Source organism: Streptomyces durocortorensis, assembly GCF_031760065.1.
Lineage (GTDB): Bacteria > Actinomycetota > Actinomycetes > Streptomycetales > Streptomycetaceae > Streptomyces.
Map to the genome: position 1 here is coordinate 2,439,433 of NZ_CP134500.1, position 22,293 is coordinate 2,461,725.

Below are 22,293 nucleotides of genomic sequence, written 5' to 3' on the forward strand. Positions count from 1 at the left end.
CCGGTCAACCTTCATCTGAACCTTCGTCGACAGTCTGTCAGCTCGAACCTCCGCACACCCGACGGCACCCCTATTACGCTCGGTCCCGTCCGACCCATGCGCCACCCGAGGAGAACCCATGAGCGAGCGACTGAAGCCCGGCGACACCGCTCCCGCCTTCACCCTTCCCGACGCCGACGGCAACGACGTGTCGCTCGCGGACCACAAGGGCCGCAAGGTCATCGTCTACTTCTACCCGGCCGCGCTCACCCCCGGATGCACCAAGCAGGCCTGCGACTTCACGGACAACCTCGACCTGCTCGCGAACGCCGGGTACGACGTCATCGGCGTCTCCCCCGACAAGCCGGAGAAGCTCGCGAAGTTCCGCGAGACGGAAGACCTCAAGGTCACCCTGGTGGGCGACCCCGCCAAGGAGACCCTGGCGGCGTACGGCGCCTTCGGCGAGAAGAAGCTCTACGGCAAAGTGGTGACGGGTGTGATCCGGTCCACCGTCGTCGTCGACGAGGACGGAAAGATCGAGCACGCGTTCTACAACGTGAAGGCGACGGGCCATGTAGCCAAGATCATCAGGGACCTCGGCATCTGAGCCCTCCCGACGTCCGGGCGCCGGAATCGCACGCCGGGACGGTGTGAGGGAGATCGCACCGACCCGCGAAGCCGGTTTGCGGCCGCCATGACCGCGCAGAAGCCTTTCCTGGAACACCCTCCGAGGAAAGGACCCCGGCCATGGCGGCCCCCGACCCCCACCAGGCGGCCGACCCAGCAGCGGTCAAACGCCACCCCACGCTCTTCCGGGCCATCCGGAAGCGCCGGAATCCGCGGCTGCGCCGGACGGACATCACGGTCACCGACGACGCCGCGGTCAAGCGGGCCGTGAAAGCGGCGTCGCTCGGGAACGCCATGGAGTGGTTCGACTTCGGCATCTACTCCTACCTGGCCGTCACGATCGGGCACGTGTTCTTCCCGTCCGGGAACGAGACCACGCAGCTCCTCTCCTCCTTCGCGACCTTCGCGGTGGCCTTCCTCGTACGGCCGCTCGGCGGCATGTTCTTCGGCCCGATGGGTGACAAGATCGGCCGCAAGAAGGTCCTCGCACTGACGATGATCCTGATGGCGGTCGGCACGTTCGCCATCGGCCTCATCCCCTCGCACGGGACGATCGGGGTCTGGGCCGCGGTCCTGCTGATCTTCTTCCGGATGCTCCAGGGCTTCTCGACGGGCGGTGAGTACGGCGGTGCGTCCACGTTCATCGCCGAGTACGCCCCCGACAAGCGCCGCGGCTTCTTCGGCAGCTTCCTGGAGTTCGGCACCCTGGCGGGCTACGTCTGCGCGGCGGGCCTCGTAACGACCCTGTACGCCCTTCTGAGCGACGCGCAGATGGAAACCTGGGGCTGGCGCATCCCCTTCCTCGTCGCGGGCCCGCTGGGCCTGGTCGGCCTCTACCTGCGCCTGCGCCTGGACGAGACCCCGGCCTTCCAGAAGCTGGAGGGCGGCACCGCGCACGCGAGCGAGGCGGCGGACGGCGTCGAGACGACGGCCAAGGGCGACCTGGCCAAGATCTTCCGGCAGTACTGGCGGACGCTGATCCTCTGCATCTGCCTGGTCGGCGCGTACAACGTCACCGACTACATGCTGCTGTCGTACATGCCGACGTACCTCTCCGACGAGCTCGGCTACAGCGAGACCCACGGGCTGCTGATCCTGCTGGCGGTGATGGTGCTGCTGATGGCGGTCATCAGCCAGATCGGCAGGGCCTCCGACCACTTCGGCCGCAAGCCGCTGCTGATGACCGGGATGCTGGGCTTCCTCTTCCTCTCGCTCCCGGCGTTCCTCCTCATCCGGGTGGACGGCATCTTCCCGATCACGGTCGGCATGCTGCTGCTGGGCCTCTCCCTGGTCTGCATGCTCGGCACGATGTCGGCGGCGCTGCCGGCCCTGTTCCCGACGAACGTCCGCTACGGGTCCCTGTCGGTCGGCTACAACCTCTCCGCGTCGCTCTTCGGCGGCACGACGCCGCTGGTGATCACGGCTCTGATCAGCTGGACCGGCTCCAACCTCATGCCCGCGTACTACGCGATGGCGGCGGCGCTGGTCGGGGTGATCGCGGTGGCCTGCATGAAGGAGACCGCCCAGAAGCCGCTGATCGGGTCCCCGCCGTCGGTGGAGACGGAGGAGGAGGCGGCGGCGCTGGTGCGGGCGCAGGCGCCGGAGCCGAAGTTCTGAGGCCTTTCCCTTTGAGTGCCCCCTCCGGATTCCGGACGCAACCATCTGATAAACGGTTCGTTACTCCGTACGAGGCTGCGAACGTGCGGCCGGAATCGGAGGGGCAGGGTCATGGGGAAGAGCCCGTACACGCGGGAACGGCTGGCGGAGGCCGCGTCGTCGTCGCGAACTCTTTCGGAGGCGTTGACGAAGCTCGGGGTGGATCCGAAGAGTCCGACGCGGCGGTATCTGCTCGACCGCATGCGAAAGCTCGGCGTGGACACCCGCCACTTCGAGAGCGAAAGCGTGCGCTGGACGAAGGAGGTCCTGCAAGCGGCGGTCGGTTCCTCGACCAACATGTGCGAAGTGCTGCGGCGCCTCGGCCTTGAGGTGGTCGGAGGTCAGCACACCCACATCAGCCGCCGTGTGAAGGCTTTGGGGATCGACACATCGCACTTCTCGGCACCGCCGAGGACCGGCGACATCCGCCGTCGGCATCCGGAGGAACTGCTGGTCGACCAGAGCCAAAACCTCGCACGCCGCATACCCGGCGAGCGGCTCAAGCGGGCCATGATCGCTCTGGGCGCCGTGGAACGGTGCACCCTCTGCGACACGGGCCGGATGTGGCGGGAGAGGCCTCTGCCACTTGAGGTCGATCACATCGACGGCAACTGGCGGAACAACCGGCCGGAGAACCTTCGACTCCTCTGCCCCAACTGCCATTCGACGACCGACACGTACCGCGGCCGCGGCCGCGGCAAAGGGCTTCGCACCTCGGCACGGAGTGAAGCCCGGTGAGCGCCCGCAACAGCTATACACGGGAGCGGTTGGCCGAGGCAGCCCGCCGGTGCGCCGACATCCAGGAGGTCATCGCCTTTCTGGGCACCCGCCCCTATGGCAGGCTCAGCCGCTACCTGTTCGCCCGCTTCGAGCATTTCGGGATCGACGTGTCCCACTTCTCCCGCCGCGGCTACCACAGAGCCGGAGAACGTCCTTCGACCGCAGAACTCGCGGAAGCCGTCGCCGCTGCCGTTTCGATCGCCGACGTCCTCAGGCGGCTGGGCCGGGCGGACACCACAAGCCAACGACAGCACTTACGCACCTGGACAGCCGACGACGGACTCTCCACCGCACATTTTCTGGGGCAGGGCCACCAGCGGGGGCAAGCCGGACCCACCCCGCTCAGGACCGCTGAACAGATCCTGGTGAAGAACGAGGGCAAACGCCGTACGAAGACGGTCCTGTTACGGCGGGCACTGCGGGAAGTCGGCCTCGCGGAGGAGTGCGCCGAGTGCGCGACCCCGGCCCTCTGGCTGGGCAAGCCCATGACGCTGGAGGTGGATCACATCAACGGTGACTGGAGCGACGACCGCAGGGAGAATCTGCGGCTCCTGTGCCCGAACTGCCACGCGGTGACCCGCACCTGGTGCAGGGGTGGCAAGGTCGCGCCGACCTGAGGATCTCTCCCTGATATCCAGCGCGCTCACTCCGCAGAGGGCAGTAAGCTGAGATCTGCTGCGCGGCCGTGGCCAAACTGGTATCGGCGGGTGTTTTAGGGGCATCTGGGAGAAATCCTGTGTGGGTTCGAATCCCACCGGCCGCACGCCCACGAGAAGGGGCCGTCCCGAGCGGGACGGCCCCTTCTCCACGCTTCACCCCACCAGCTCCCGTACCACCGGCACCAACGCCCGGAACGCCTTGCCGCGATGGCTGATCGCGTTCTTCTCCGCCGCCGTCAGCTCCGCGCACGTGCGGGTCTCGCCCTCCGGCTGGAGGATCGGGTCGTAGCCGAAGCCGTTCGTACCGGACGGGGCGTGGCGCAGGGTGCCGTTCAGGCGGCCCTCGACCACGCGTTCCGTGCCGTCGGGGAGGGCGAGGGCGGCGGCGCAGGCGAAGTGGGCGGCGCGGTGGGTGTCCGCGATGTCGCCGAGCTGGGCCAGGAGCAGGTTCAGGTTGGCCTTGTCGTCGCCGTGGGTGCCGGACCAGCGGGCCGAGAAGATGCCTGGGGCGCCGCCGAGGACGTCCACGCAGAGGCCGGAGTCGTCGGCGACGGCGGGGAGGCCGGTGGCGCGGGCCAGGGCGTGGGCCTTGAGGAGCGCGTTCTCGGCGAAGGTGACGCCGGTTTCCTTGACGTCGGGGATGTCGGGGTACGCGTCCGCGCCGACGAGGTCGAGGTCGAGTCCCGCGTCGGCGAGGATGGCGTGCAGTTCGGTGATTTTCCCGGCGTTGCGGGTGGCGAGGATCAGGCGCGTCATGGGCCCATTGTCGCCGGTCGCCGTCGGTCCGCGGCCGCTCCCCCTGCGGCGTGCAGACCTTGCCGATCTCCGCTTTACGGCGTGCAGACCTTGCCGATCTCCGCGGCCGCGTCCGTCACCGGGGTGATGTCGGGGGTGGCGTCGCCCTTCTCGATGGACTCGCGCACGTTGGTGACGCCCGCCTGGAGGTCGTCGACCGCCTTGGAGAGGTCGGCGTCGTCCGTGGTGTCGTTCAGGTTCTTGAGTTCGCGGTCGATGTCGTCCAGGGCTTCGGTTGCCTGGGTGATGTCCTCGGAGGCGCTGGAGACGGCGTTCTGGAGGTTGCCGACGCTGGTGGCGATGGCGTCGGCGGTGCGTACGCAGTCGAGCGCCTTGTCGAGTCCGGCGCAGCCCACGGCCGTGGTCAGCGTCAGCAGGGTGGCGGCGGCGGCGAGTACGAGGCGTTGGTGGCGGCGCGAAGCCATGGTGGGGTCCCTCCCCGGGGATCGTTACGTGGACGGACGCACGGTTCGACCCGTGCGTCCGTGTCCGTAACGACGCTCTGTGGTGCGCATGTGGTTGCTTCTTTACCCGGGGGGCGGGTCGTTACGCGTCCTGCGTGCTCGCGAGTGCGTCGCGCTGGAGCGTGGCGAGGTCCACGCAGCCCGCCGTGGCGAGGTCGAGGAGCGCGCCGAGTTCCTTGCGGTCGAAGGGCGCGCCCTCCGCGGTGCCCTGGACCTCGACGAAGCGGCCGTCGCCGGTGCAGACGACGTTCATGTCGGTCTCGGCGCGGACGTCCTCCTCATAGCAGAGGTCGAGGAGGGGGGTGCCGTCGACGATGCCGACGCTGATGGCGGCGACGGTGTCGGTGAGGGGCTTGCGTCCGGCCTTGACGATCTTCTTGCCCTGGGCCCAGGTGACGGCGTCGGCGAGGGCCACGTAGGCGCCGGTGATGGCGGCGGTGCGGGTGCCGCCGTCGGCCTGGAGGACGTCGCAGTCCAGGACGATGGTGTTCTCGCCGAGGGCCTTGTAGTCGATGACGGCGCGCAGGGAGCGGCCGATCAGGCGGCTGATCTCGTGGGTGCGGCCGCCGATCCTGCCGCGTACGGCTTCGCGGTCGCCGCGTGTGTTGGTGGAGCGGGGCAGCATGGAGTACTCGGCGGTGACCCAGCCCTCGCCGCTGCCCTTGCGCCAGCGGGGGACGCCTTCGGTGACGGAGGCGGTGCAGAAGACCTTGGTGTCGCCGAAGGAGATGAGGACTGAGCCTTCGGCGTGCTTGCTCCAGCCGCGTTCGATGGTGACGGGGCGGAGCTGTTCGGGGGTGCGGCCGTCGATGCGAGACATGGGCCCGACTTTATCCGCTGACGGGGGTGGCTCCGTTCGGGTGCGGTCGGCGGCCGTACGGGGGACGCGCCGGCGGCCGTAGCGGGGACGCGCCGGTGTGTGGGGCCCGGTACGGCGCGGGCCCCGCACCGAGTCACGTGGGTGCGGGGCCTGCGGGGTCTGCGGGATGCGGAGCCCGGCCGTCGGTGCGGCGTGCGCCGCCGAGGGTCAGTCGGTCACATCATGTCTTCGATGTCGGCGGCGATGGGGTCGGCGTCGGTGCCGATGACGACCTGGATCGCGGTGCCCATCTTGACGACGCCGTGGGCGCCGGCGGCCTTCAGGGCGGCTTCGTCGACCTTGCTGGGGTCGTGGACCTCGGTGCGGAGGCGGGTGATGCAGCCTTCGACCTCGTCGATGTTGTCGATACCGCCGAGCCCGGCGACGATCTTCTCAGCCTTGGTGGCCATGTCCTTCTCCCTGGTTCTTCGCGCGCAGACGGCCGCCCGCTGCGGGTCCGTTTCGTCACGGTAACGCACGGTTGGCCCAACTTCGCGGGCGGGTAACCGAACGATCCCCAAAGATGACGATCACCGGTCCCCTGCCTCCGGGGCGGGGCCCGGACCGTGACGCAACTGGTCTACACCAGTTTGCAACGACCGCCAAACGCGATGTGTTCCGGGAGGACGCCCATGAGTTCGAGCGCCGCTGCGGCACCGCAGCGAAAATGGTGGAACGGACCGGTCCAGGGCCTCCAGAAGGTCGGGCGGAGCCTCCAGCTCCCGGTGGCCGTCCTCCCGGCGGCGGGTCTGCTCGTCAGCCTCGGCAACCTCTTCGCCTCCTATCTGCACGGGGCCTTCTGGGAAAAGACGTCCCTGGTGCTGCTCAACGGCGGCACCGCGATCCTGGACGGCAAGCTCGGCCTCCCCCTGCTCTTCTGCATCGGCGTGGCCATCGGCTTCGCGAAGAAGGCGGACGGCTCCACCGCGCTGGCGGCCGTGGTGGGCTTCCTGGTCTACCGGGGTGTCCTCGGGGCGTTCCCGATCGACGACACCGTGACGGACGATCTGCCCCTGGGCGAGCCGCAGAACCCCGGAGTGCTCGGCGGCATCATCATCGGCCTGCTGACCGCGGTCGTCTGGCAGCGCTACCACCGGACCAAGCTGGTGGACTGGCTCGGGTTCTTCAACGGGCGGCGCCTGGTGCCGATCCTGATGGCGTTCCTCTGCGTGATCCTCGGCGTCCTGTTCGGACTGCTGTGGCAGCCGGTGGGCGACGGCCTGACCTGGTTCTCCGAGCGGCTGATCAACCTCGGCTCGTGGGGCGCGGCGATCTTCGGCTTCGCGAACCGGCTGCTGATCCCGGTCGGCATGCACCAGTTCCTGAACACGTTCTTCTGGTTCCAGGCGGGCGAGTTCACCGGGGCGGACGGCCAGACCGTGCAGGGCGACATCTCCCGCTTCTTCGCCCAGGACCCGTCGGCCGGGCAGTTCACCTCGGGCTTCTTCCCGATCATGATGTTCGGTCTGCCCGCCGCCGCCCTGGCCATCACCCACACCGCACGGCCGGAGCGCCGCAAGGAAGTGGGGGGTCTGATGGTGTCGGTGGCGCTGACCTCGTTCGTGACGGGGGTGACCGAGCCGATCGAGTTCTCGTTCATGTTCGTCGCGCCGCTGCTGTACGGCGTGCACGCGGTGCTCACCGGAGCCTCGATGGGCATCACCTGGCTGCTGGGGGTGCATGCGGGGTTCAGCTTCTCGGCAGGGTTGATCGACTACGTCGTCAACTGGCATCTCGATACGAAACCATGGCTGATCATCCCGATCGGCGCGTGCTTCGCGGTGATCTACTACGTGGTCTTCCGCTTCGCGATCACCAAGTTCGACCTCAAGACTCCGGGGCGCGAACCGGAGGAGATCGAGAAGGAGATCGAGAGGGATCTGACGAAGTAGCAGTACACCGGGGCTTTGCCCCCGGCCGCCGAAGGCCCCTGGACCAGCTGGTCCGGGGGCCTTCGGCATGTCACCGAACGTGCTGGATCTGCTACTGCGAATCAAGGGGGAATTGCAGGTTCCTTATCTAACCCTCACCGTGCTAAAACTGGTCTACACCACTGAGTGGTCCAGACCACGGCAGTCTGCCGCGTCTGTCGAGTCGCCGCCTCCCCGCATCGATGACCTGGGCGGCACTGTGCCCCATGGAGGAAGTTGATGACCACGGCTGAGACCGCACCCGCGGCCGAGAAGAAGAAGGGCGCCGGCGTGATGGCCGTCATGCAGCGCATCGGCCGCAGCCTCATGCTGCCGGTCGCCGTGCTGCCGGCCGCCGCGCTCCTGGTCCGCCTCGGCAATGAGGACATGCTGGGCCGCGACTCGTTCCCGGCCTTCATAACGAAGCTCGCCGGCTACATGGCCGCGGGCGGCGGCGCGCTCCTCGACAACATGGCGCTGCTGTTCGCCGTCGGCATCGCGATCGGCTTCGCGAAGAAGTCGGACGGCTCCACCGCCCTGGCGGCCGTCACGGGCTACCTGGTCTTCAAGAACGTGCTCGCCACCTTCACGGACAGCAACCTGCCGCAGGTCGCCAGCGTCGTCGACGGCAAGATCGTGATGAACGACGCGCCCGTCAACGCCGGTGTCCTCGGCGGTGTCGTGATGGGCATCATCGTGGCCCTGCTCTACCAGAAGTTCTACCGGACGAAGCTGCCCGACTGGGCGGGCTTCTTCAGCGGCCGCCGTCTGGTCCCGATCCTCTCCGCCTTCGCGGGCCTCGTCGTCGGTATCGTCTTCGGTCTGATCTGGCCGGTGCTCGGCGCAGGCCTGCACAACTTCGGCGAGTGGCTCGTCGGCTCCGGCGCGGTCGGCGCGGGCATCTTCGGTGTAGCCAACCGTGCGCTGATCCCGGTCGGCATGCACCACCTGCTGAACTCCTTCCCGTGGTTCCAGGCAGGCGAGTACAACGGCAAGCACGGCGACATCGCCCGGTTCCTGGAGGGCGACCCGTCGGCCGGACAGTTCATGACCGGCTTCTTCCCGATCATGATGTTCGCCCTTCCGGCGGCCTGCCTCGCGATCGTCCACTGCGCCCGCCCGGAGCGCCGCAAGGTCGTCGGCGGCATGATGTTCTCCCTCGCGCTGACCTCGTTCGTCACCGGTGTGACCGAGCCGATCGAGTTCACGTTCATGTTCATCGCCCCGGTGCTGTACGCGATCCACGCGGTGCTGACCGGTGTGTCGATGGCCCTGACCTGGGCGCTCGGCATGAAGGACGGCTTCGGCTTCTCGGCCGGTCTGGTCGACTTCCTGCTGAACCTGGGCATCGCGTCGAAGCCGTGGATGCTGGTCCTGGTCGGCCTCTGCTTCGCGGTGATCTACTACGTGGTCTTCCGCTTCGCGATCATCAAGTTCAACCTCCCGACCCCGGGCCGGGAGTCGGACGAGGAGCTCGCCGAGCTGCAGAAGGCCGAGGCGAAGTAGCCTCCGCCACGCCCGCACGACGAAGCCCCCGCTTCCCGAAGATCTCTTTCGGGGCGGGGGCTTCGTCGTACCTGCCGTACGGTCGCCTCACACCTAGCGTACGGGCACGGGCACGGGCAGGCGGTAGATCTGGCGGGAGCCGCCCTCCGGGCCGGGGTCGGTCGGCTCGCCGGGCTCGAAGCCGAGCTTCTCGTAGAAGACGCGGGCCCCGCTGTCCACGGCCCCGGGGTGGTCGGGCCCGAAAGTGACCACTTCGACGGTCCCGGGCCCGGTGACGTACCGGCGGAGCGCCTCGGCCATCAGCAGGCGGCCCACGCCCGCGCCCCGGCAGTGCTCGGAGGTGACGAGCCAGTGCACGTGGTACGCGGGCGGGGCGGCGCCGAGCAGGAGGCCGCCGAGGATGCCGGGTGCGGTGGCGGACTCGGCGACCAGGGCCGCCCCGTCACGGATGTGGTCGTTCACCGCCCGGTGGAAGCCCGGTTCCGCCACCATCGGCCCGAACCAGTGCTCGACCTGGGACGCGAGGGTCAGGAAGCCGGCGAGGTCGGCATCGCGGGCGGGTCTGATGGTGATCACGCGGGCAGTCTCGCAGAGCGGGCCCGGGCCTGCCGCGGATTCCGGGCGCCGGGGCTCAGACCTCGTACACCGCGCCCGGTACGGCCAGTTCGACCGGGCCCGGGTAGACGGCGCGGGCGTCGGCGAGGTTGCGGTCGGCGTCGGTCCACGGGGGGATGTGGGTGAGGACGAGCCGGCGGGCGTCGGCGCGGGTTGCCGCCTCGCCTGCCTCGCGGCCGTTGAGGTGCAGGTCGGGGATGTCCTCCTTGCCGTCGACGAACGATGCCTCGCACAGGAACAGGTCCACGTCCCGGGCCAGGTCCTCCAGTGCCCCGCAGGTCCCCGTGTCGCCGGAGTAGGCGAGGGTGGAGCCGCCGTGCTCGATCCGGATGCCGAAGGTGTCGACGGGGTGGCAGAGCTTCTCCGTGCGGACCGAGAAGGGCCCGATCTCGAAGGACCCGGACTTCAGGGTGTGGAAGTCGAAGACCTCGCTCATCGCCCGGTCCGAGGGGGTGTCGCCGTGGGCGGCGGTCAGCCGCTGCTCGGTTCCCTCGGGGCCGTAGACCGGAAGGGGGACGGGGCGGGCGCCGTCGTGACGGTAGTAGCGCACGACGAAGTACGCGCACATGTCGATGCAGTGGTCGGCGTGGAGGTGGCTGAGGAAGATCGCGTCGAGGTCGTAGAGACCGACGTGGCGCTGCAACTCGCCGAGGGCGCCGTTGCCCATGTCGAGGAGCAGCCGGAAGCCGTCGGCCTCTACGAGGTAGCTCGAACATGCCGAACCCGTGGACGGGAACGAGCCGGAGCAGCCGACGACGGTGAGCTTCATGGAGCGTGAACCTCCGATACGTGGGAACGGGGAGGGTTCGTGCGAGTTCTGCGGGAACGTTTTGCGGTTCGTCGAGCGTAAGGCGCGAAACTCCGCGTCGCTCCTTCGCTGCCTGCCGTTGTGGGGGAACTCACCTGCTCTGTCACCGGTTCGATGGAAGCGGGCCCGCCGGTACGGTCGGGGGATGGACACGTTCTGGTGGGTGGCGCTGGTCGCCGTGGTTCTGCTCGCGCTCGTCGCGGCCGTGGTGGACGGGCGGGGGCGCTCGGACCGCGGGCCCCGCACGCGGCGGCCCCGGCAGCCGGGGGCGACGGCTCGGACCCGCCCGCCCGGGAAGCCTTCGGGGCCGTCGGGCCCGGTGGGGCGCGGGGACGGGCGTACGCCGCGGGCGGGTGAGGTGTGGTGGGCCGATGTGCCGTACGAGGACGGGCCCGGGTCCAAGGACCGGCCGTGCCTGGTCCTCTCCGTACGGGGCCGGGGGCGGAGGCGTACGGCACTCGTCGCCAAGATCACCAGCAAGCATCACGAGGAGCGGCCCGGGGTGATCGCGCTGCCCCCGGGGACGGTGGGGGATGCGCGGGGGCGGCGGAGCTTTCTGGAGACGGATGAGCTGCGGGAGGTGCGGATCGCCGGGTTCCGGCGGAGGGTGGGCGCGGTGGACGCGGAGCTTTGGGAGCGGGTGCGGGGGCTGGGGGCGGGGTGAGGGGCGGGGCCCTGGTTTCGGGGCTCTGCCCAGGGCCCCGCTCCTCAAGCGCCGGAGAGGCTGAAAGATGCCCTCGAACGCCGGACTGCCTGGAAGGACGTCCTCGAACGCCGGACGGGCTTGACCTGCGGCCTACGCCCAGAGCTGGCCCTGGAGCGTTTCGATCGCCGCTTCCGTCGTCTCGGCCGTGTAGACGCCCGTCGACAGGTACTTCCAGCCGCCGTCCGCCACGACGAAGGCGATGTCGGCGCTCTCCCCCGCCTTGACCGCCTTCTTGCCCACGCCGATCGCCGCGTGGAGTGCGGCTCCGGTGGAGACGCCCGCGAAGATGCCCTCCTGCTGGAGGAGTTCGCGGGTGCGGGTGACCGCGTCGGCGGAGCCCACGGAGAAGCGGGTGGTGAGGACCGAGGCGTCGTAGAGCTCGGGGACGAAGCCCTCGTCGAGGTTGCGGAGGCCGTAGACCAGGTCGTCGTAGCGCGGTTCGGCGGCGACGATCCGGATACCGGGGCGGTTCTCGCGGAGGTAGCGGCCGACGCCCATGAGAGTGCCGGTGGTGCCGAGGCCCGCGACGAAGTGGGTGATGGACGGGAGGTCGGTGAGGATCTCCGGGCCGGTGGTGGCGTAGTGGGCGCCCGCGTTGTCCGGGTTGCCGTACTGGTAGAGCATCACCCAGTCCGGGTGCTCGGCGCTGAGTTCCTTCGCGACGCGCACGGCGGTGTTGGAGCCGCCCGCGGCCGGGGAGGAGATGATCTCGGCGCCCCACATGGCGAGCAGGTCGCGCCGCTCCTGCGAGGTGTTCTCCGGCATGACGCACACGATGCGGTAGCCCTTGAGCTTGGCCGCCATGGCGAGCGAGATGCCGGTGTTGCCGCTGGTGGGCTCCAGGATGGTGCAGCCGGGCGTCAGCCGGCCGTCCCTCTCGGCCTGTTCGACCATGTGGAGCGCCGGGCGGTCCTTGATCGAGCCGGTGGGGTTGCGGTCCTCCAGCTTGGCCCAGATGCGGACGTCCTCGGACGGGGACAGCCGCGGGAGGCGGACGAGGGGGGTGTTCCCCACGGCCGCCAGCGGGGAGTCGTACCGCATCAGCGCATGCCGCCGGCGACGGCCGGGAGGATCGTGACGTTGTCGCCGTCGCTGAGCTTGGTGGAGATGCCGTCCAGGAAGCGGACGTCCTCGTCGTTGAGGTAGACGTTCACGAAGCGGCGGAGCTGTTCACCGTTCGCACCGTCGACGAGTCGCTCACGGATGCCGGTGTGGCGGCTCTCCAGGTCGGCGAAGAGGTCGGCGAGGGTGTCCCCGTTGCCTTCGACGGCCTTCGCGCCGTCGGTGTAGGTGCGGAGGATGGTCGGAATGCGGACCTCGATGGCCATGGCGTGGGCTCCTGTCGAAAGCGGAGAGGTGGCGTGGGGCGCGCGTTTATGCCCCCGCGCAGGGGGGTGGTACGTGGGTGGGCGCGCGGACCGCGGCTCAGGCCGGGCGGCTCACGGGCAGGCTTCGGGCGGGACAGATCGCGCTGGCGAGCCTGCACAGGTCGACGTGCAGCCGCGCGACGAGCAGCGTGCCCGGCGTCTTGTTGCTCACGTCATGGGGAACCATGCGGGCATCGTATCGATTCCCGGTCCGGAAACCCGAGTGTGATCTCACATGATGGATGGTGAGCGACCATTATGCGGACTCACGCCGGCTGGTGCGGTCCTGCGGGAGGTAGACGACCGTGGGTGCGCCCGTCTTCGGGTGGGTGCTGACCTCGGCGGCGACGCCGTACACCTCGCCCAGCAGCTCCGCCGTGAGGACCTCCTCGGGGGTGCCGGAGGCGACGACGCGGCCGTCCTTGAGTACGTAGATGCGGTCGCAGTAGTACGCGGCGAGGTTGAGGTCGTGCAGGGCCAGGAGGTTGGTGGTGCCGAGCTCGCGGACCAGGGAGAGGATCTCCAGCTGGTAGCGGATGTCCAGGTGGTTGGTCGGCTCGTCCAGGACGACGAGGGAGGGCTGCTGGACCAGGGCGCGGGCGACGAGGGCGCGCTGGCGTTCGCCGCCGGAGAGGGAGGCGAACGTACGGGATTCGAGCGCGGCGATCCCCACCCGGGCGAGGGCCTCGGTGACCAGGGCGGTGTCGGCGGCGGTGTCCGCCTCCCAGAACCGCCTGTGCGGGGCGCGGCCCATCGCGACGACCTGGCCGACGGTGAGCTCGAAGCCCGCGTGGCTCTCCTGCGGGACGGTGGCGATGCGACGGGCGCGGGCCTTCACGGGGAGGGCGGCGAGGTCGTCGCCGTCCAGGAGGACCCTGCCGTGGGTGGGGCGCAGGGTGCCGTAGACGCAGCGCAGGAGGGTGGTCTTGCCACTGCCGTTGGGGCCGACGAGGCCGACGGTCTCGCCGTCGGCGGCGGTGAGGTCGACGGCGTCGACGAGGTGGCGGCCTTCGCCGGTCCCGTACGAGAGGCGCTCGGTGCGCAGGGTGGTCACGGGCGGGCTCCGGCGAAGGGACGGGCGAAGGAGAGACGGGGGCAGGGGCTCATGTGGGCACTCCCAGCGGAAAGGGGCTCATGCGGGCACTCCCGATGGAGAGGGGCTCATGCGGGCGCTCCCGGCGGGAAGGGCTCATGCGGGCGCTCCCTCGGGTCTGCGCCGCAGCATCCACAGGAAGAACGGGCCGCCCGTGAGGGCCGTGAGCACGCCGACCGGGATGTCCTGCGGGGCCGCGAGCGTCCGGGCGGCCAGGTCCGCCAGGACCAGGAACACCGCCCCGCCGAGCGCGGCCACCGGGAGCAGCGCGCGGTGCGAGGCGCCCACCGCCATCCGGGCCATGTGCGGGACCATCAGGCCCACGAAGCCGATCGCCCCGCTGTACGCGACCAGCACCCCGGTCATGAGGGAGGCGAGGACGAAGACGGCGGCCCGGAAGCGGGCGGTGTCCAGGCCGAGCACGGTCGCGCCCTCCTCCCCCACCAGGAGCAGGTCGAGCGGGCGGGCCAGGGTGAGGAGCACGGCGGTGCCGATGACCAGGGTGACCGTGGGAAGCGCGAGCATGTCCCAGCGGGCCGCGCCGAGACCGCCGAGGGTCCAGTAGAGGACCTCTTGGAGGTGGTCGGCGCGGGCGGAGGTGACCAGGATCAGGCTGGTCAGGGCGGACAGGATGTAGGAGACGGCGACCCCGGCGAGGACGAGCCGGTTGGTGGTGAGGCCGCCCCCGCCGCGCGCCAGGGTGTAGACGAGCAGCAGCGAGAGCAGCGCGCCGGCGAACGCGGCGGCGGGGATCGTGACGGTGGTGGCGAGGGTGGCGCCGATACCGAGGACGATCACCAGGACCGCGCCGGTGGAGGCCCCGGAGGAGACGCCGAGGAGGAACGGGTCGGCCAGCTGGTTGCGTACGAGGGCCTGGAGGACGGTGCCGATGACGGCGAGTCCGGCACCGACGACGATACCGAGCAGGACCCGGGGCAGCCGCACGTCCAGGACGATCGTGCGGAACGGGCTCGCCTCCGCCCGCCCGGTCAGGATGTCGAGCACCTGGCCGGGCGGGATGCGGACGGAGCCGAGGGCGAGGGCGGCGAGCACGGCGACGGCCAGGAGCACGGCGAGTACGCCGAGCACCAGGGTGTAGCGCAGCAGCCGCCGCGGTGCGGGGGTGCGGCAGGTCACGAGGTGGTGGCCGCCGGGTGGAGCTGGGCCGCGAGCTTCTCGACGGCGGCGGGGACGCGGACTCCGAGGACCGCGTCGGAGAGGGGCATGACCGCGAAGCGCTTGTTCTTGATGGCGGGGACGTCGGCGAGGGCCGGGTCGGTGAGGAGGCGCTTCTTCTTCTGTTCGACGGTGGTGGAGCCGTAGTTGTAGATCACGACGACCTCGGGCTTGCGGGCGACGACGTTCTCCCAGGAGGCGTCCCCGAAGGGCTTGTCCAGGTCGGCGAAGATGTTGGTGCCGCCGGCCCGCTTGATCAGCTCGTTGCCGATGCCCTTGCCGCCCGCGGTGAACGCGGTCTTGTCGCCGCTGTCGTAGACGAAGACGGGGAGCGGCTTGAGGTCCTTGAGCTTCTCGGCGGTGGCCGCGTTGTCGGCCTTGGCCTGCTTGACCCAGGCCTCGGCGCGGTCGGTGACGCCGAAGGTGCGGCCGACCTCGCGGACCTCCTCGTAGAGGGTCTCCATCGGGGTGTCGGCCTCGGCGCAGCTCTCGGTGTTGAGCCGGGTCTCGATGCCGGACTTCTTGAACGCCTCGCGGCCGCGGCCGTCGCCCGCGGTGAAGGCGCTGCCGTAGCCGCCGTAGACGAAGTCGGGGTTGGCTGCGAGGACCTGCTCGTAGGAGGGGTACTTCTTGGCGAGGACCGGTACGGAGGCGTAGTCCTTCTCGTACTTCGGCAGGACCTTGTCGTCGAGGTAGGCGGTGCCGACGAGGGACTTGGCCAGGCCCAGTTCCAGCATGATCTCGGTGACGTGCTGGTTCATGGTGACCACGCGCTTCGGCGGGGCCTTGAAGGTGGTGGTGACACCGCAGTTGGTGACGGTGTACGGGAAGCCGTCGCTCTTTTCCGACGCCTTGTCCCCGGTGGCGTTGTCGCCGTCCGAGGAGGAGCAGGCGGTGAGGGCGAGCGGGAGCAGCACGGCGGCGGCTATGAGCGCGGGGGTGCGCCGGGACATGGCAGGGCCTCTCCGGGGGATTTCCGCGTCCCCTGGTCGATGCGGGAAGGCGGCGGGCCAGTTCCTGGCTTCCGGGCCGCCCTCCGGTGCGGAGTCGTCCGCTGGGGAGTCGTCCGCGTGGGAGGGGGCCCGGTCACAGTGGCGGGACCGTGCCGGAATCGCACCGGCTTCCTGGTTCCTGCTGCCTTTGTGGTCGGGTCTGGGGTGCAGTGTGCCAGACCCGTGCGGCGGCCCTGCGATCTGCCCGGGGTTCAGTACGCCTCGACGACCTGCACGTCTTCCTCGGTGATCTCGCCGTCCACAATGCGGTACGAGCGGAACTGGAAGGGGCCCGCGCCGTCGGTGTCGGCGGTGGAGACCAGGACGTAGTGCGCGCCGGGCTCGTTGGCGTACGTCACATCGGTGCGGGAGGGGTAGGCCTCGGTCGCCGTGTGCGAGTGATAGACGATCACGGGCTCCTCGTCGCGGTCGTCCATCTCGCGGTAGAGCTTGAGGAGGTCGCCGGAGTCGAACTCGTAGAACGTGGGCGAGCGGGCGGCGTTGAGCATCGGGACGAAGCGCTCGGGGCGGTCCGTCCCGGCCGGGCCCGCGACGACTCCGCACGCCTCGTCGGGGTGGTCGGCACGGGAGTGGGCGACGATCTGGTCGTAGAGCGTCTGGGTGATGGTCAGCATGGCGCCAGGATAGGACGGCGGGCCCCCGCGTACCGGAGGGTGGTACGCGGGGGCCCGCATGCTGGACACCGTCGGTCGTGGGGGCGGACGACGGCGTCCGGGAGGAGGGTGGTCGTGGACCCGGTGGCCGCCGGGTCCGCCCTCGGGTCAGCGCTTGGCGAAGGAGGCGTTCTCCGGGTTGCGCGCCTGGAGCATCCGGTAGGAGACGAAGAGGACGAGGGCCCACAGCGGTGCGCAGTAGAGCGAGATCCTGGCGTCCTTGTCGACGGCCATCATCACGATGACGAACCCGATGAAGCAGAGCGCGAACCAGCTGCTGTACGGGGCTCCGGGGGCCTTGAACGAGGACTGCGGCAGCATGCCCGCGTCGGCCATGCGACGGTAGCGGATCTGGCTGAGCAGGATCATGATCCAGGCCCACATACCGGAGATGGTCGCGAAGGAGACGACGTAGTTGAACGCCTCGCCGGGCCACTGGTAGTTGATCCACACGCCGACGAGCATCAGGGCGGCGGAGAACGTGGTGCCGACGAGCGGCAGGCCGTTCTTCGTCAGCTTGGTGAAGGCCCGGGGGCCCTGGCCGTTGAGGGCGAGGTCGCGGAGCATGCGGCCGGTGGAGTACATGCCGGAGTTGCAGGAGGAGAGCGCCGCGGTGAGGACGACGAAGTTGACGATGGCGGCGCCGATGCCGAGCCCCATCTCCTCGAAGGCCTTCACGAACGGCGAGACACCGGGCTTGAAGGTGGACCACGGCACGACCGACAGGATCATGATGAGGGCGCCGACGTAGAAGACGGCGATGCGCCACGGCACGGTGTTGATGGCCTTGGGCAGCACGGTCTCGGGGTCCTTGGACTCCCCGGCGGTGACGCCGACGAGCTCGACGGCGAGGAAGGCGAACATGACGATCTGGAGCGTCATCAGCATGCCGCCGATGCCGTTGGGGAAGAATCCGCCGTCGTTCCAGAGGTTGGCCACGGTCGCGGTGTCACCGGCATCCGAGAAGCCGACCGTCAGGACGCCGGCGCAGATGAGGATCATGCCGACGATCGCGGTGACCTTGACCATGGAGAACCAGAACTCCAGCTCACCGAAGAGCTTCACGGAGATCAGGTTGGCGCCGTACAGAATGACGGTGAAGACCAGGGCGGACAGCCACTGGGGAATGTTCCACCAGTACGTCATATAGGTGGCCGCGGCGGTGACTTCGGTGATTCCGGTGACGACCCAGAAGAGCCAGTAGGTCCAGCCGGTCACGAATCCGAAGAACGGGCCGAGGAATTCCCGGGCGTACTCGGAGAAGGAACCGGACACCGGGCGGTACATGAGGAGTTCGCCCAGTGCCCGCATGATGAAGAAGATGACGAGCCCGGCGAGGACATAGGCCAGGATGAGGCTGGGCCCGGCCCGGTCGATGGCCTTGCCCGCGCCGAGGAAGAGTCCGGTGCCGATCGCCCCGCCGATGGCGATCATCTGAATCTGACGAGCTCCCAGACCTCGCTGGTATCCCTCGCCGCCGGTCCCGGCGTCCCCGGCGTCACCGCCGGGCCGCCCCTTGTCGACCTGTCCCTCGTCGACCTGCGCCGATGTCATGTGTGGTGCGCCTTTCTCCACGCCGATCCGCGCCGTGCAGGCTGCGGACCAGGTCCTGATCCCCCCGGATATGGATGGAGTGCCGCCGGCGTTCGGCCGGCTTTGACGCCCCCGGAGACAGGGGTGGCGTCGCCGGGCGGTCGTGAAGATCTATCACGGCCGCCACAGGACACCCTGGGACATTCTGTGGCGCACCCCACAGATAAAAGCGGACAAGAAACCTCATCCGTCACGAACAACGCTTATGACTTGGGGGGATCATTACCCGGATCTGAGCGTCCGTTGAGCGAACGGACCCGCCTCGCCGGTCGGCGCGGGACGGCTACGGCATCAGCGTCTCGACAAGCGTTTCCTGGAGTGCGCCCAGCCAGAGATAGGCCATCACCATGGGCTTGCGCGGGTCGCTGTCGGGGAGCCGGTAGAGCGACCCCTCCTGCCCCTCGTCCTCGTCGGAGACCTCCAGCCGGGTGCCGATGGTGAGGCGCAGGTCGTTGAGGGCGCCGAGCCAGCTGCGGCACTCGTCGCCGGTGAGGGTGAGCACGGCGCCGCCGTCCCCGGCGGGCGAGAGCCCGTCCAGAGTGCGGACGACGGTGAGGGCGTCCTCGCGCTTGCGGGAGCGCAGGTCGTTCTCGGTGAACCGGCGGAACTCGGCGGACAGCTCCCGCAGATCCTCCTCGGACCTGCCCTGCGGGGCGGACCCGTCGGGCCCTCCGTACGCGTCCGGGAAGAGCCGGGCGAGCGCCGGGTCGGAGGGCGGCTTGCTCGGCCCCTCGGCGAAGAGGGCGGCGAGCGGGTCCTCGCCCTCGGCGGGCTCGTCACCGGGGCCGATCAGTTCGAGCAGCTGGACGGCGAGGGAGCGCAGGATCGAGATCTCGACCTCGTCGAGCGCGACGGCCGCGCCGCCGCCTGGGGTGGCCTCGAAATGGCCGGCCATGGATTCTCCGATGGTGGGTCGAACGGGGCGGGGGGTACGGCGGTGCGCGCGGGCGCTAGTTGCGGTCCTGGGTGAGGGTGGCCCACAGCCCGTAGCCGTGCATGGCCTGGACGTCACGTTCCATCTCCTCGCGGCTTCCGCTGGAGACGACGGCGCGGCCCTTCTGGTGCACGTCGAGCATGAGCCGGTGGGCCTTGTCCTTGGGGTAGCCGAAGTAGGCCTGGAAGACGTAGGTCACGTAGCTCATGAGGTTGACCGGGTCATTGTGGACGAGCGTCACCCACGGGACGTCCGGCTCGGGGACCGCGAAGGTCTCCTCTGCCGAATCGGGACGTTCGATCTCTACGGGGGTAGCAACGCTCACTTGTCCCATGCTGCCACTCGGACGGCCCCCGCGCACAAACGGACCCCACATCTCGTCACTCTGACGAATAGGGGGTAGCATCCCAGCCATGAACTCAGCGGACCTCGGGCGACGGGTCGGCGTTCCGTCGACCGCGCTCTTCACCGACCAGTACGAGCTGACCATGGTGCAGGCGGCCCTCAAGGCCGGCACCGCCGACCGGCACGCGGTCTTCGAGGCGTTCACCCGCCGACTGCCCGAGGGGCGGCGCTACGGGGTCGTGGCGGGCACCGGGCGGGTGCTGGACGCGGTGGAGAACTTCCACTTCGACGACGAGATCATCGGCTTCCTGCGCCAGCAGGGGATCGTCGACGAGCCGACCCTCCAGTGGCTGGCGGACTACCGCTTCACCGGTGACATCTGGGGCTACCCGGAGGGCGAGGTCTACTTCCCGGGCTCGCCGATCCTGCGGGTCGAGGGCAGCTTCGCCGAGTGCGTGCTGCTGGAGACGGTGATCCTCTCCATCCTCAACCACGACTCCGCCATCGCCGCAGCCGCCTCGCGGATGTCGGCGGCCGCCGGAGGCCGCCGGCTGATCGAGATGGGCGCGCGGCGGACGCACGAACTGTCGGCCGTCGCCTCGGCCCGCGCGGCGTACGTCGGCGGCTTCGACGCCACCTCCGACCTGGCGGCGGGCTTCCGCTACGCGATCCCGACCGTCGGCACGAGCGCGCACGCCTTCACCCTCCTCCACGACACCGAGCGCGACGCGTTCCTGGCGCAGGTGGACTCGCTGGGCCGGGGCACGACGCTGCTGGTCGACACCTACGACGTGACCGAGGCGGTCCGCGCGGCGGTGGAGATCGCGGGGCCGGAGCTCGGAGCCGTACGGATCGACTCCGGGGACCTGCTGCTGGTCGCGCACCGGGTGCGGCAGCAGCTGGACGAGCTGGGGGCGACGGACACCAAGATCGTGGTGACCTCGGACCTGGACGAGTACGCGATCGCCTCGCTGGCCGCCGCGCCGGTGGACGCGTACGGGGTCGGCACCCAGCTGGTCACCGGGAGCGGGCACCCCACGTGCTCCATGGTCTACAAGCTGGTCGCCCGCGCCGGTTCGGCGGACCCGGCCGAGCCGCTGCGGCCGGTGGCCAAGAAGTCGCTGGGCGCGAAGTCGTCGGTCGGCGGGCGCAAGTGGGCGGCGCGCCGGCCGGACGAGCACGGAGTCGCCGAGGCCGAGGTGGTCGGCACCGGACCGGTCCCGGCGGAGCTGGCCGACCGGCAGCTGCTGGTGGAGCTGGTACGGGGCGGCGAGGTGGTCGCCCGCGAACCGCTGGACGCGGCCCGGGAGCGGCATGTGGCCGCGCGCGCGGGGCTGCCGATGTCGGCGATCCAGCTGTCGCGGGGCGAGCCGGTGATCCCGACCGAGTACGTCTGAGGGCGGTCCGGGGCGGCCCGGCGAGGGGCGCCCCGGCACCCGGACCGTCTCGTTCCGCCCCGGGGGTTTGGTGGACGGGCTTGATTGTGAGGTTCCAGTCCCTAGGCTCGAACTCCCAGGCACTCCGTTCCCCGGGTTCGAACTCCCGGACACCCCGTCGGCCGGTCACCCCGAGCCACGACCACCGATCCACTCGAACCACTCGATCCGCCCGTGAGACATCCCGCTCCCTCCCCCACCGAAGGACACCCGCCATGCACCGCGCATTGATCGTCGTGGACGTTCAGAACGACTTCTGCGAGGGCGGCAGCCTCGCGGTGGCGGGCGGTGCCGACGTCGCCGCCGCCATCACCGACCTGATCGGCGACGCCCAGCCCGGCTACCGCCATGTGGTGGCCACCCGCGACCACCACGTCGACCCGGGGGACCACTTCTCGGCCACCCCGGACTTCGAGCACTCCTGGCCGGTGCACTGCGTGGCCGGTACGGAGGGCGTGGGCTTCCACCCGAACTTCGCGCCCGCCGTCGCCTCCGGCGCGATCGACACCGTGTTCGACAAGGGTGCCTATTCGGCCGCGTACAGCGGCTTCGAGGGCTCCGACGAGAACGGCACCGGCCTCGCCCAGTGGCTGCGCGAGCACGAGGTCACCGAGGTGGACGTGGTCGGCATCGCCACCGACCACTGCGTCCGGGCCACCGCGCTGGACGCCGCCCGCGAGGGCTTCGTCACGCATGTGCTGCTCGACCTGACCGCGGGCGTCTCCGGGGCGACCACGGAACGCGCCCTGGAGGAGCTGCGCACCGCCGGGGTGAAGCTCTCGGGCACCCCGGTCGTCGCCTAGGTCCCGTAAGGCCCGCAAGCCCCCCTGCCACCACGCGCCTCCTCCAGCGCCTTCCGGACAGCCCTCAGGCGGCGGGGCGGGCCGGTCCGGCGTGCCCGGAGGGCCCCAGCAGGGCTCTGATCGGGTGCCACAGCTCCTGGCACGACTGGGACGACTGCGGCGGGTGGGGCGACTGCGGCAAGTGCGGCGACCGGGGCACCAGGCCGCCCGGCCGCCCGGAGGTGTCCGCTCGCCCTGAGGCGTCCGGCCGCCCGGAGGCATCCGCCTGGGGTACGCCCCGCCACAGCAGGCCGTCCGGGTGGTGCAGCACCGCCGTGACCTCGTCCGGCGTCGGCGGCCGGTCGTTCCCGCGCAGATAGACCGCCCGCAGCCCCAGATTGCGCAGCCTGGTCAGGGCGCGCGCCCGGTTCGCCGCGTGCACCAGCACCCGTACGGGGGCCCCGGGCCCCGCTCCCGTACCGGCGCGGGATGCCGTTCCCTCCGTCGGCCTGGTGAGGGTGAGGGCCACCACCACCG

The 22,293-nt window shown here is 70.0% G+C and carries 26 protein-coding genes, 1 tRNA gene and 1 riboswitch; of the genes, 10 read left to right on the forward strand and 17 right to left on the reverse strand.

The features are described from left to right. The first annotated feature begins 118 nt into the window (after nucleotides 1-118). From bcp to RI138_RS10765, 5 genes are all read left to right on the forward strand, one after another. Nucleotides 119-586 (forward strand): thioredoxin-dependent thiol peroxidase, encoded by a 468-nt coding sequence (gene bcp, locus RI138_RS10745; protein WP_311119731.1) that lies wholly within the window; start codon nucleotides 119-121, stop codon nucleotides 584-586. Nucleotides 587-726: 140 nt separating this feature from the next. Then, complete coding sequence (proP, locus tag RI138_RS10750) at nucleotides 727-2,223, forward strand: glycine betaine/L-proline transporter ProP (RefSeq protein WP_311119732.1); 1,497 nt, start codon at nucleotides 727-729, stop codon at nucleotides 2,221-2,223. Between the two features lie 111 nt (nucleotides 2,224-2,334). Further along, nucleotides 2,335-3,000, forward strand: a complete 666-nt coding sequence (locus RI138_RS10755; RefSeq protein WP_311119733.1) for an HNH endonuclease signature motif containing protein — start codon at nucleotides 2,335-2,337, stop codon at nucleotides 2,998-3,000. Then, nucleotides 2,997-3,659, forward strand: coding sequence for an HNH endonuclease signature motif containing protein (locus tag RI138_RS10760; RefSeq protein ID WP_311119734.1), 663 nt, complete (start codon nucleotides 2,997-2,999; stop codon nucleotides 3,657-3,659). Before RI138_RS10755 ends, RI138_RS10760 begins: the two co-directional genes overlap by 4 nt. Nucleotides 3,660-3,721: 62 nt before the next feature. Then, nucleotides 3,722-3,805, forward strand: a tRNA-Leu gene (locus RI138_RS10765). Nucleotides 3,806-3,854: 49 nt separating this feature from the next. On the opposite strand, the gene rdgB is transcribed toward RI138_RS10765, so the two are convergent. The 4 genes from rdgB to RI138_RS10785 all read right to left on the reverse strand — a co-directional run bounded on the left by rdgB (nucleotide 3,855) and on the right by RI138_RS10785 (nucleotide 6,298). After that, nucleotides 3,855-4,457, reverse strand: a complete 603-nt coding sequence (rdgB, locus tag RI138_RS10770; RefSeq protein ID WP_311119735.1) for an RdgB/HAM1 family non-canonical purine NTP pyrophosphatase — start codon at nucleotides 4,455-4,457, stop codon at nucleotides 3,855-3,857. A gap of 74 nt (nucleotides 4,458-4,531) precedes the next feature. Further along, on the reverse strand, nucleotides 4,532-4,921 hold the full coding sequence (locus RI138_RS10775) for a hypothetical protein (RefSeq protein WP_311119736.1): 390 nt from the start codon (nucleotides 4,919-4,921) through the stop codon (nucleotides 4,532-4,534). Between the two features lie 121 nt (nucleotides 4,922-5,042). Then, the gene (rph, locus tag RI138_RS10780; protein WP_311119737.1) at nucleotides 5,043-5,780 is read right to left on the reverse strand and encodes a ribonuclease PH; all 738 of its coding nucleotides are present in this window, start codon (nucleotides 5,778-5,780) and stop codon (nucleotides 5,043-5,045) included. Between the two features lie 215 nt (nucleotides 5,781-5,995). Beyond that, nucleotides 5,996-6,298 carry a PTS glucose/sucrose transporter subunit IIB gene (locus RI138_RS10785; RefSeq protein WP_257002259.1) on the reverse strand — a complete coding sequence of 101 codons (303 nt, stop codon included), beginning with the start codon at nucleotides 6,296-6,298 and terminating at the stop codon, nucleotides 5,996-5,998. A 153-nt stretch (nucleotides 6,299-6,451) separates the two neighbouring features. Between RI138_RS10785 and RI138_RS10790 the strand changes: the two genes are divergently transcribed. Next, nucleotides 6,452-7,711: a PTS transporter subunit EIIC gene (locus tag RI138_RS10790; RefSeq protein WP_096628593.1), complete on the forward strand. Its 1,260-nt coding sequence runs from the start codon at nucleotides 6,452-6,454 to the stop codon at nucleotides 7,709-7,711. A 258-nt stretch (nucleotides 7,712-7,969) separates the two neighbouring features. Beyond that, nucleotides 7,970-9,235, forward strand: a complete 1,266-nt coding sequence (locus RI138_RS10795) for a PTS transporter subunit EIIC (RefSeq protein WP_096628591.1) — start codon at nucleotides 7,970-7,972, stop codon at nucleotides 9,233-9,235. A gap of 93 nt (nucleotides 9,236-9,328) precedes the next feature. Here the strand turns inward: RI138_RS10795 and RI138_RS10800 are convergent, their stop codons facing one another. Then, nucleotides 9,329-9,808, reverse strand: coding sequence for a GNAT family N-acetyltransferase (locus RI138_RS10800; protein ID WP_311122849.1), 480 nt, complete (start codon nucleotides 9,806-9,808; stop codon nucleotides 9,329-9,331). Nucleotides 9,809-9,866: 58 nt separating this feature from the next. Further along, nucleotides 9,867-10,619, reverse strand: coding sequence for an MBL fold metallo-hydrolase (locus RI138_RS10805; RefSeq protein WP_311119738.1), 753 nt, complete (start codon nucleotides 10,617-10,619; stop codon nucleotides 9,867-9,869). Between the two features lie 184 nt (nucleotides 10,620-10,803). Here RI138_RS10805 and RI138_RS10810 point away from each other — a divergent pair, with 184 nt between their 5' ends. Continuing rightward, entirely contained in the window at nucleotides 10,804-11,322 is a 519-nt protein-coding gene (locus tag RI138_RS10810; protein WP_311119739.1) for a type II toxin-antitoxin system PemK/MazF family toxin, read from the forward strand. 132 nt (nucleotides 11,323-11,454) lie between these two features. Here RI138_RS10810 and RI138_RS10815 read toward each other — a convergent pair whose 3' ends face one another. The 10 genes from RI138_RS10815 to clpS form a co-directional block, all read right to left on the reverse strand. Further along, the gene (locus RI138_RS10815; protein WP_096628586.1) at nucleotides 11,455-12,405 is read right to left on the reverse strand and encodes a PLP-dependent cysteine synthase family protein; all 951 of its coding nucleotides are present in this window, start codon (nucleotides 12,403-12,405) and stop codon (nucleotides 11,455-11,457) included. Beyond that, on the reverse strand, nucleotides 12,405-12,692 hold the full coding sequence (locus tag RI138_RS10820; RefSeq protein WP_073872976.1) for a MoaD/ThiS family protein: 288 nt from the start codon (nucleotides 12,690-12,692) through the stop codon (nucleotides 12,405-12,407). The genes RI138_RS10815 and RI138_RS10820 overlap by 1 nt, the downstream gene beginning before the upstream one ends. 97 nt (nucleotides 12,693-12,789) lie before the next feature. Then, entirely contained in the window at nucleotides 12,790-12,918 is a 129-nt protein-coding gene (locus tag RI138_RS10825) for a putative leader peptide (RefSeq protein WP_018958487.1), read from the reverse strand. 69 nt (nucleotides 12,919-12,987) lie between these two features. Next, complete coding sequence (locus tag RI138_RS10830; RefSeq protein ID WP_311119740.1) at nucleotides 12,988-13,785, reverse strand: ABC transporter ATP-binding protein; 798 nt, start codon at nucleotides 13,783-13,785, stop codon at nucleotides 12,988-12,990. A gap of 135 nt (nucleotides 13,786-13,920) precedes the next feature. Beyond that, nucleotides 13,921-14,961 (reverse strand): FecCD family ABC transporter permease, encoded by a 1,041-nt coding sequence (locus tag RI138_RS10835; protein WP_311119741.1) that lies wholly within the window; start codon nucleotides 14,959-14,961, stop codon nucleotides 13,921-13,923. Next, nucleotides 14,958-15,953: an ABC transporter substrate-binding protein gene (locus RI138_RS10840; protein ID WP_311119742.1), complete on the reverse strand. Its 996-nt coding sequence runs from the start codon at nucleotides 15,951-15,953 to the stop codon at nucleotides 14,958-14,960. The genes RI138_RS10835 and RI138_RS10840 overlap by 4 nt, the downstream gene beginning before the upstream one ends. Nucleotides 15,954-16,011: 58 nt before the next feature. Next, nucleotides 16,012-16,127: riboswitch (cobalamin riboswitch) on the reverse strand. Nucleotides 16,128-16,204: 77 nt separating this feature from the next. Further along, the gene (locus RI138_RS10845; RefSeq protein ID WP_096628578.1) at nucleotides 16,205-16,627 is read right to left on the reverse strand and encodes a Mov34/MPN/PAD-1 family protein; all 423 of its coding nucleotides are present in this window, start codon (nucleotides 16,625-16,627) and stop codon (nucleotides 16,205-16,207) included. Nucleotides 16,628-16,774: 147 nt separating this feature from the next. Further along, complete coding sequence (locus RI138_RS10850) at nucleotides 16,775-18,220, reverse strand: amino acid permease (protein WP_311119743.1); 1,446 nt, start codon at nucleotides 18,218-18,220, stop codon at nucleotides 16,775-16,777. A 322-nt stretch (nucleotides 18,221-18,542) separates the two neighbouring features. Continuing rightward, the gene (locus RI138_RS10855) at nucleotides 18,543-19,154 is read right to left on the reverse strand and encodes a DUF2017 domain-containing protein (RefSeq protein ID WP_311119744.1); all 612 of its coding nucleotides are present in this window, start codon (nucleotides 19,152-19,154) and stop codon (nucleotides 18,543-18,545) included. 55 nt (nucleotides 19,155-19,209) lie between these two features. Then, nucleotides 19,210-19,527 carry an ATP-dependent Clp protease adapter ClpS gene (gene clpS, locus RI138_RS10860; RefSeq protein WP_311119745.1) on the reverse strand — a complete coding sequence of 106 codons (318 nt, stop codon included), beginning with the start codon at nucleotides 19,525-19,527 and terminating at the stop codon, nucleotides 19,210-19,212. A 79-nt stretch (nucleotides 19,528-19,606) separates the two neighbouring features. Here clpS and RI138_RS10865 point away from each other — a divergent pair, with 79 nt between their 5' ends. Further along, on the forward strand, nucleotides 19,607-20,935 hold the full coding sequence (locus RI138_RS10865) for a nicotinate phosphoribosyltransferase (RefSeq protein ID WP_096628571.1): 1,329 nt from the start codon (nucleotides 19,607-19,609) through the stop codon (nucleotides 20,933-20,935). A gap of 254 nt (nucleotides 20,936-21,189) precedes the next feature. Further along, nucleotides 21,190-21,777 (forward strand): isochorismatase family protein, encoded by a 588-nt coding sequence (locus RI138_RS10870; RefSeq protein ID WP_311119746.1) that lies wholly within the window; start codon nucleotides 21,190-21,192, stop codon nucleotides 21,775-21,777. A gap of 64 nt (nucleotides 21,778-21,841) precedes the next feature. Here RI138_RS10870 and RI138_RS10875 read toward each other — a convergent pair whose 3' ends face one another. After that, nucleotides 21,842-22,204 (reverse strand): hypothetical protein, encoded by a 363-nt coding sequence (locus RI138_RS10875; RefSeq protein ID WP_311122850.1) that lies wholly within the window; start codon nucleotides 22,202-22,204, stop codon nucleotides 21,842-21,844. Nucleotides 22,205-22,293 lie beyond the last annotated feature (89 nt).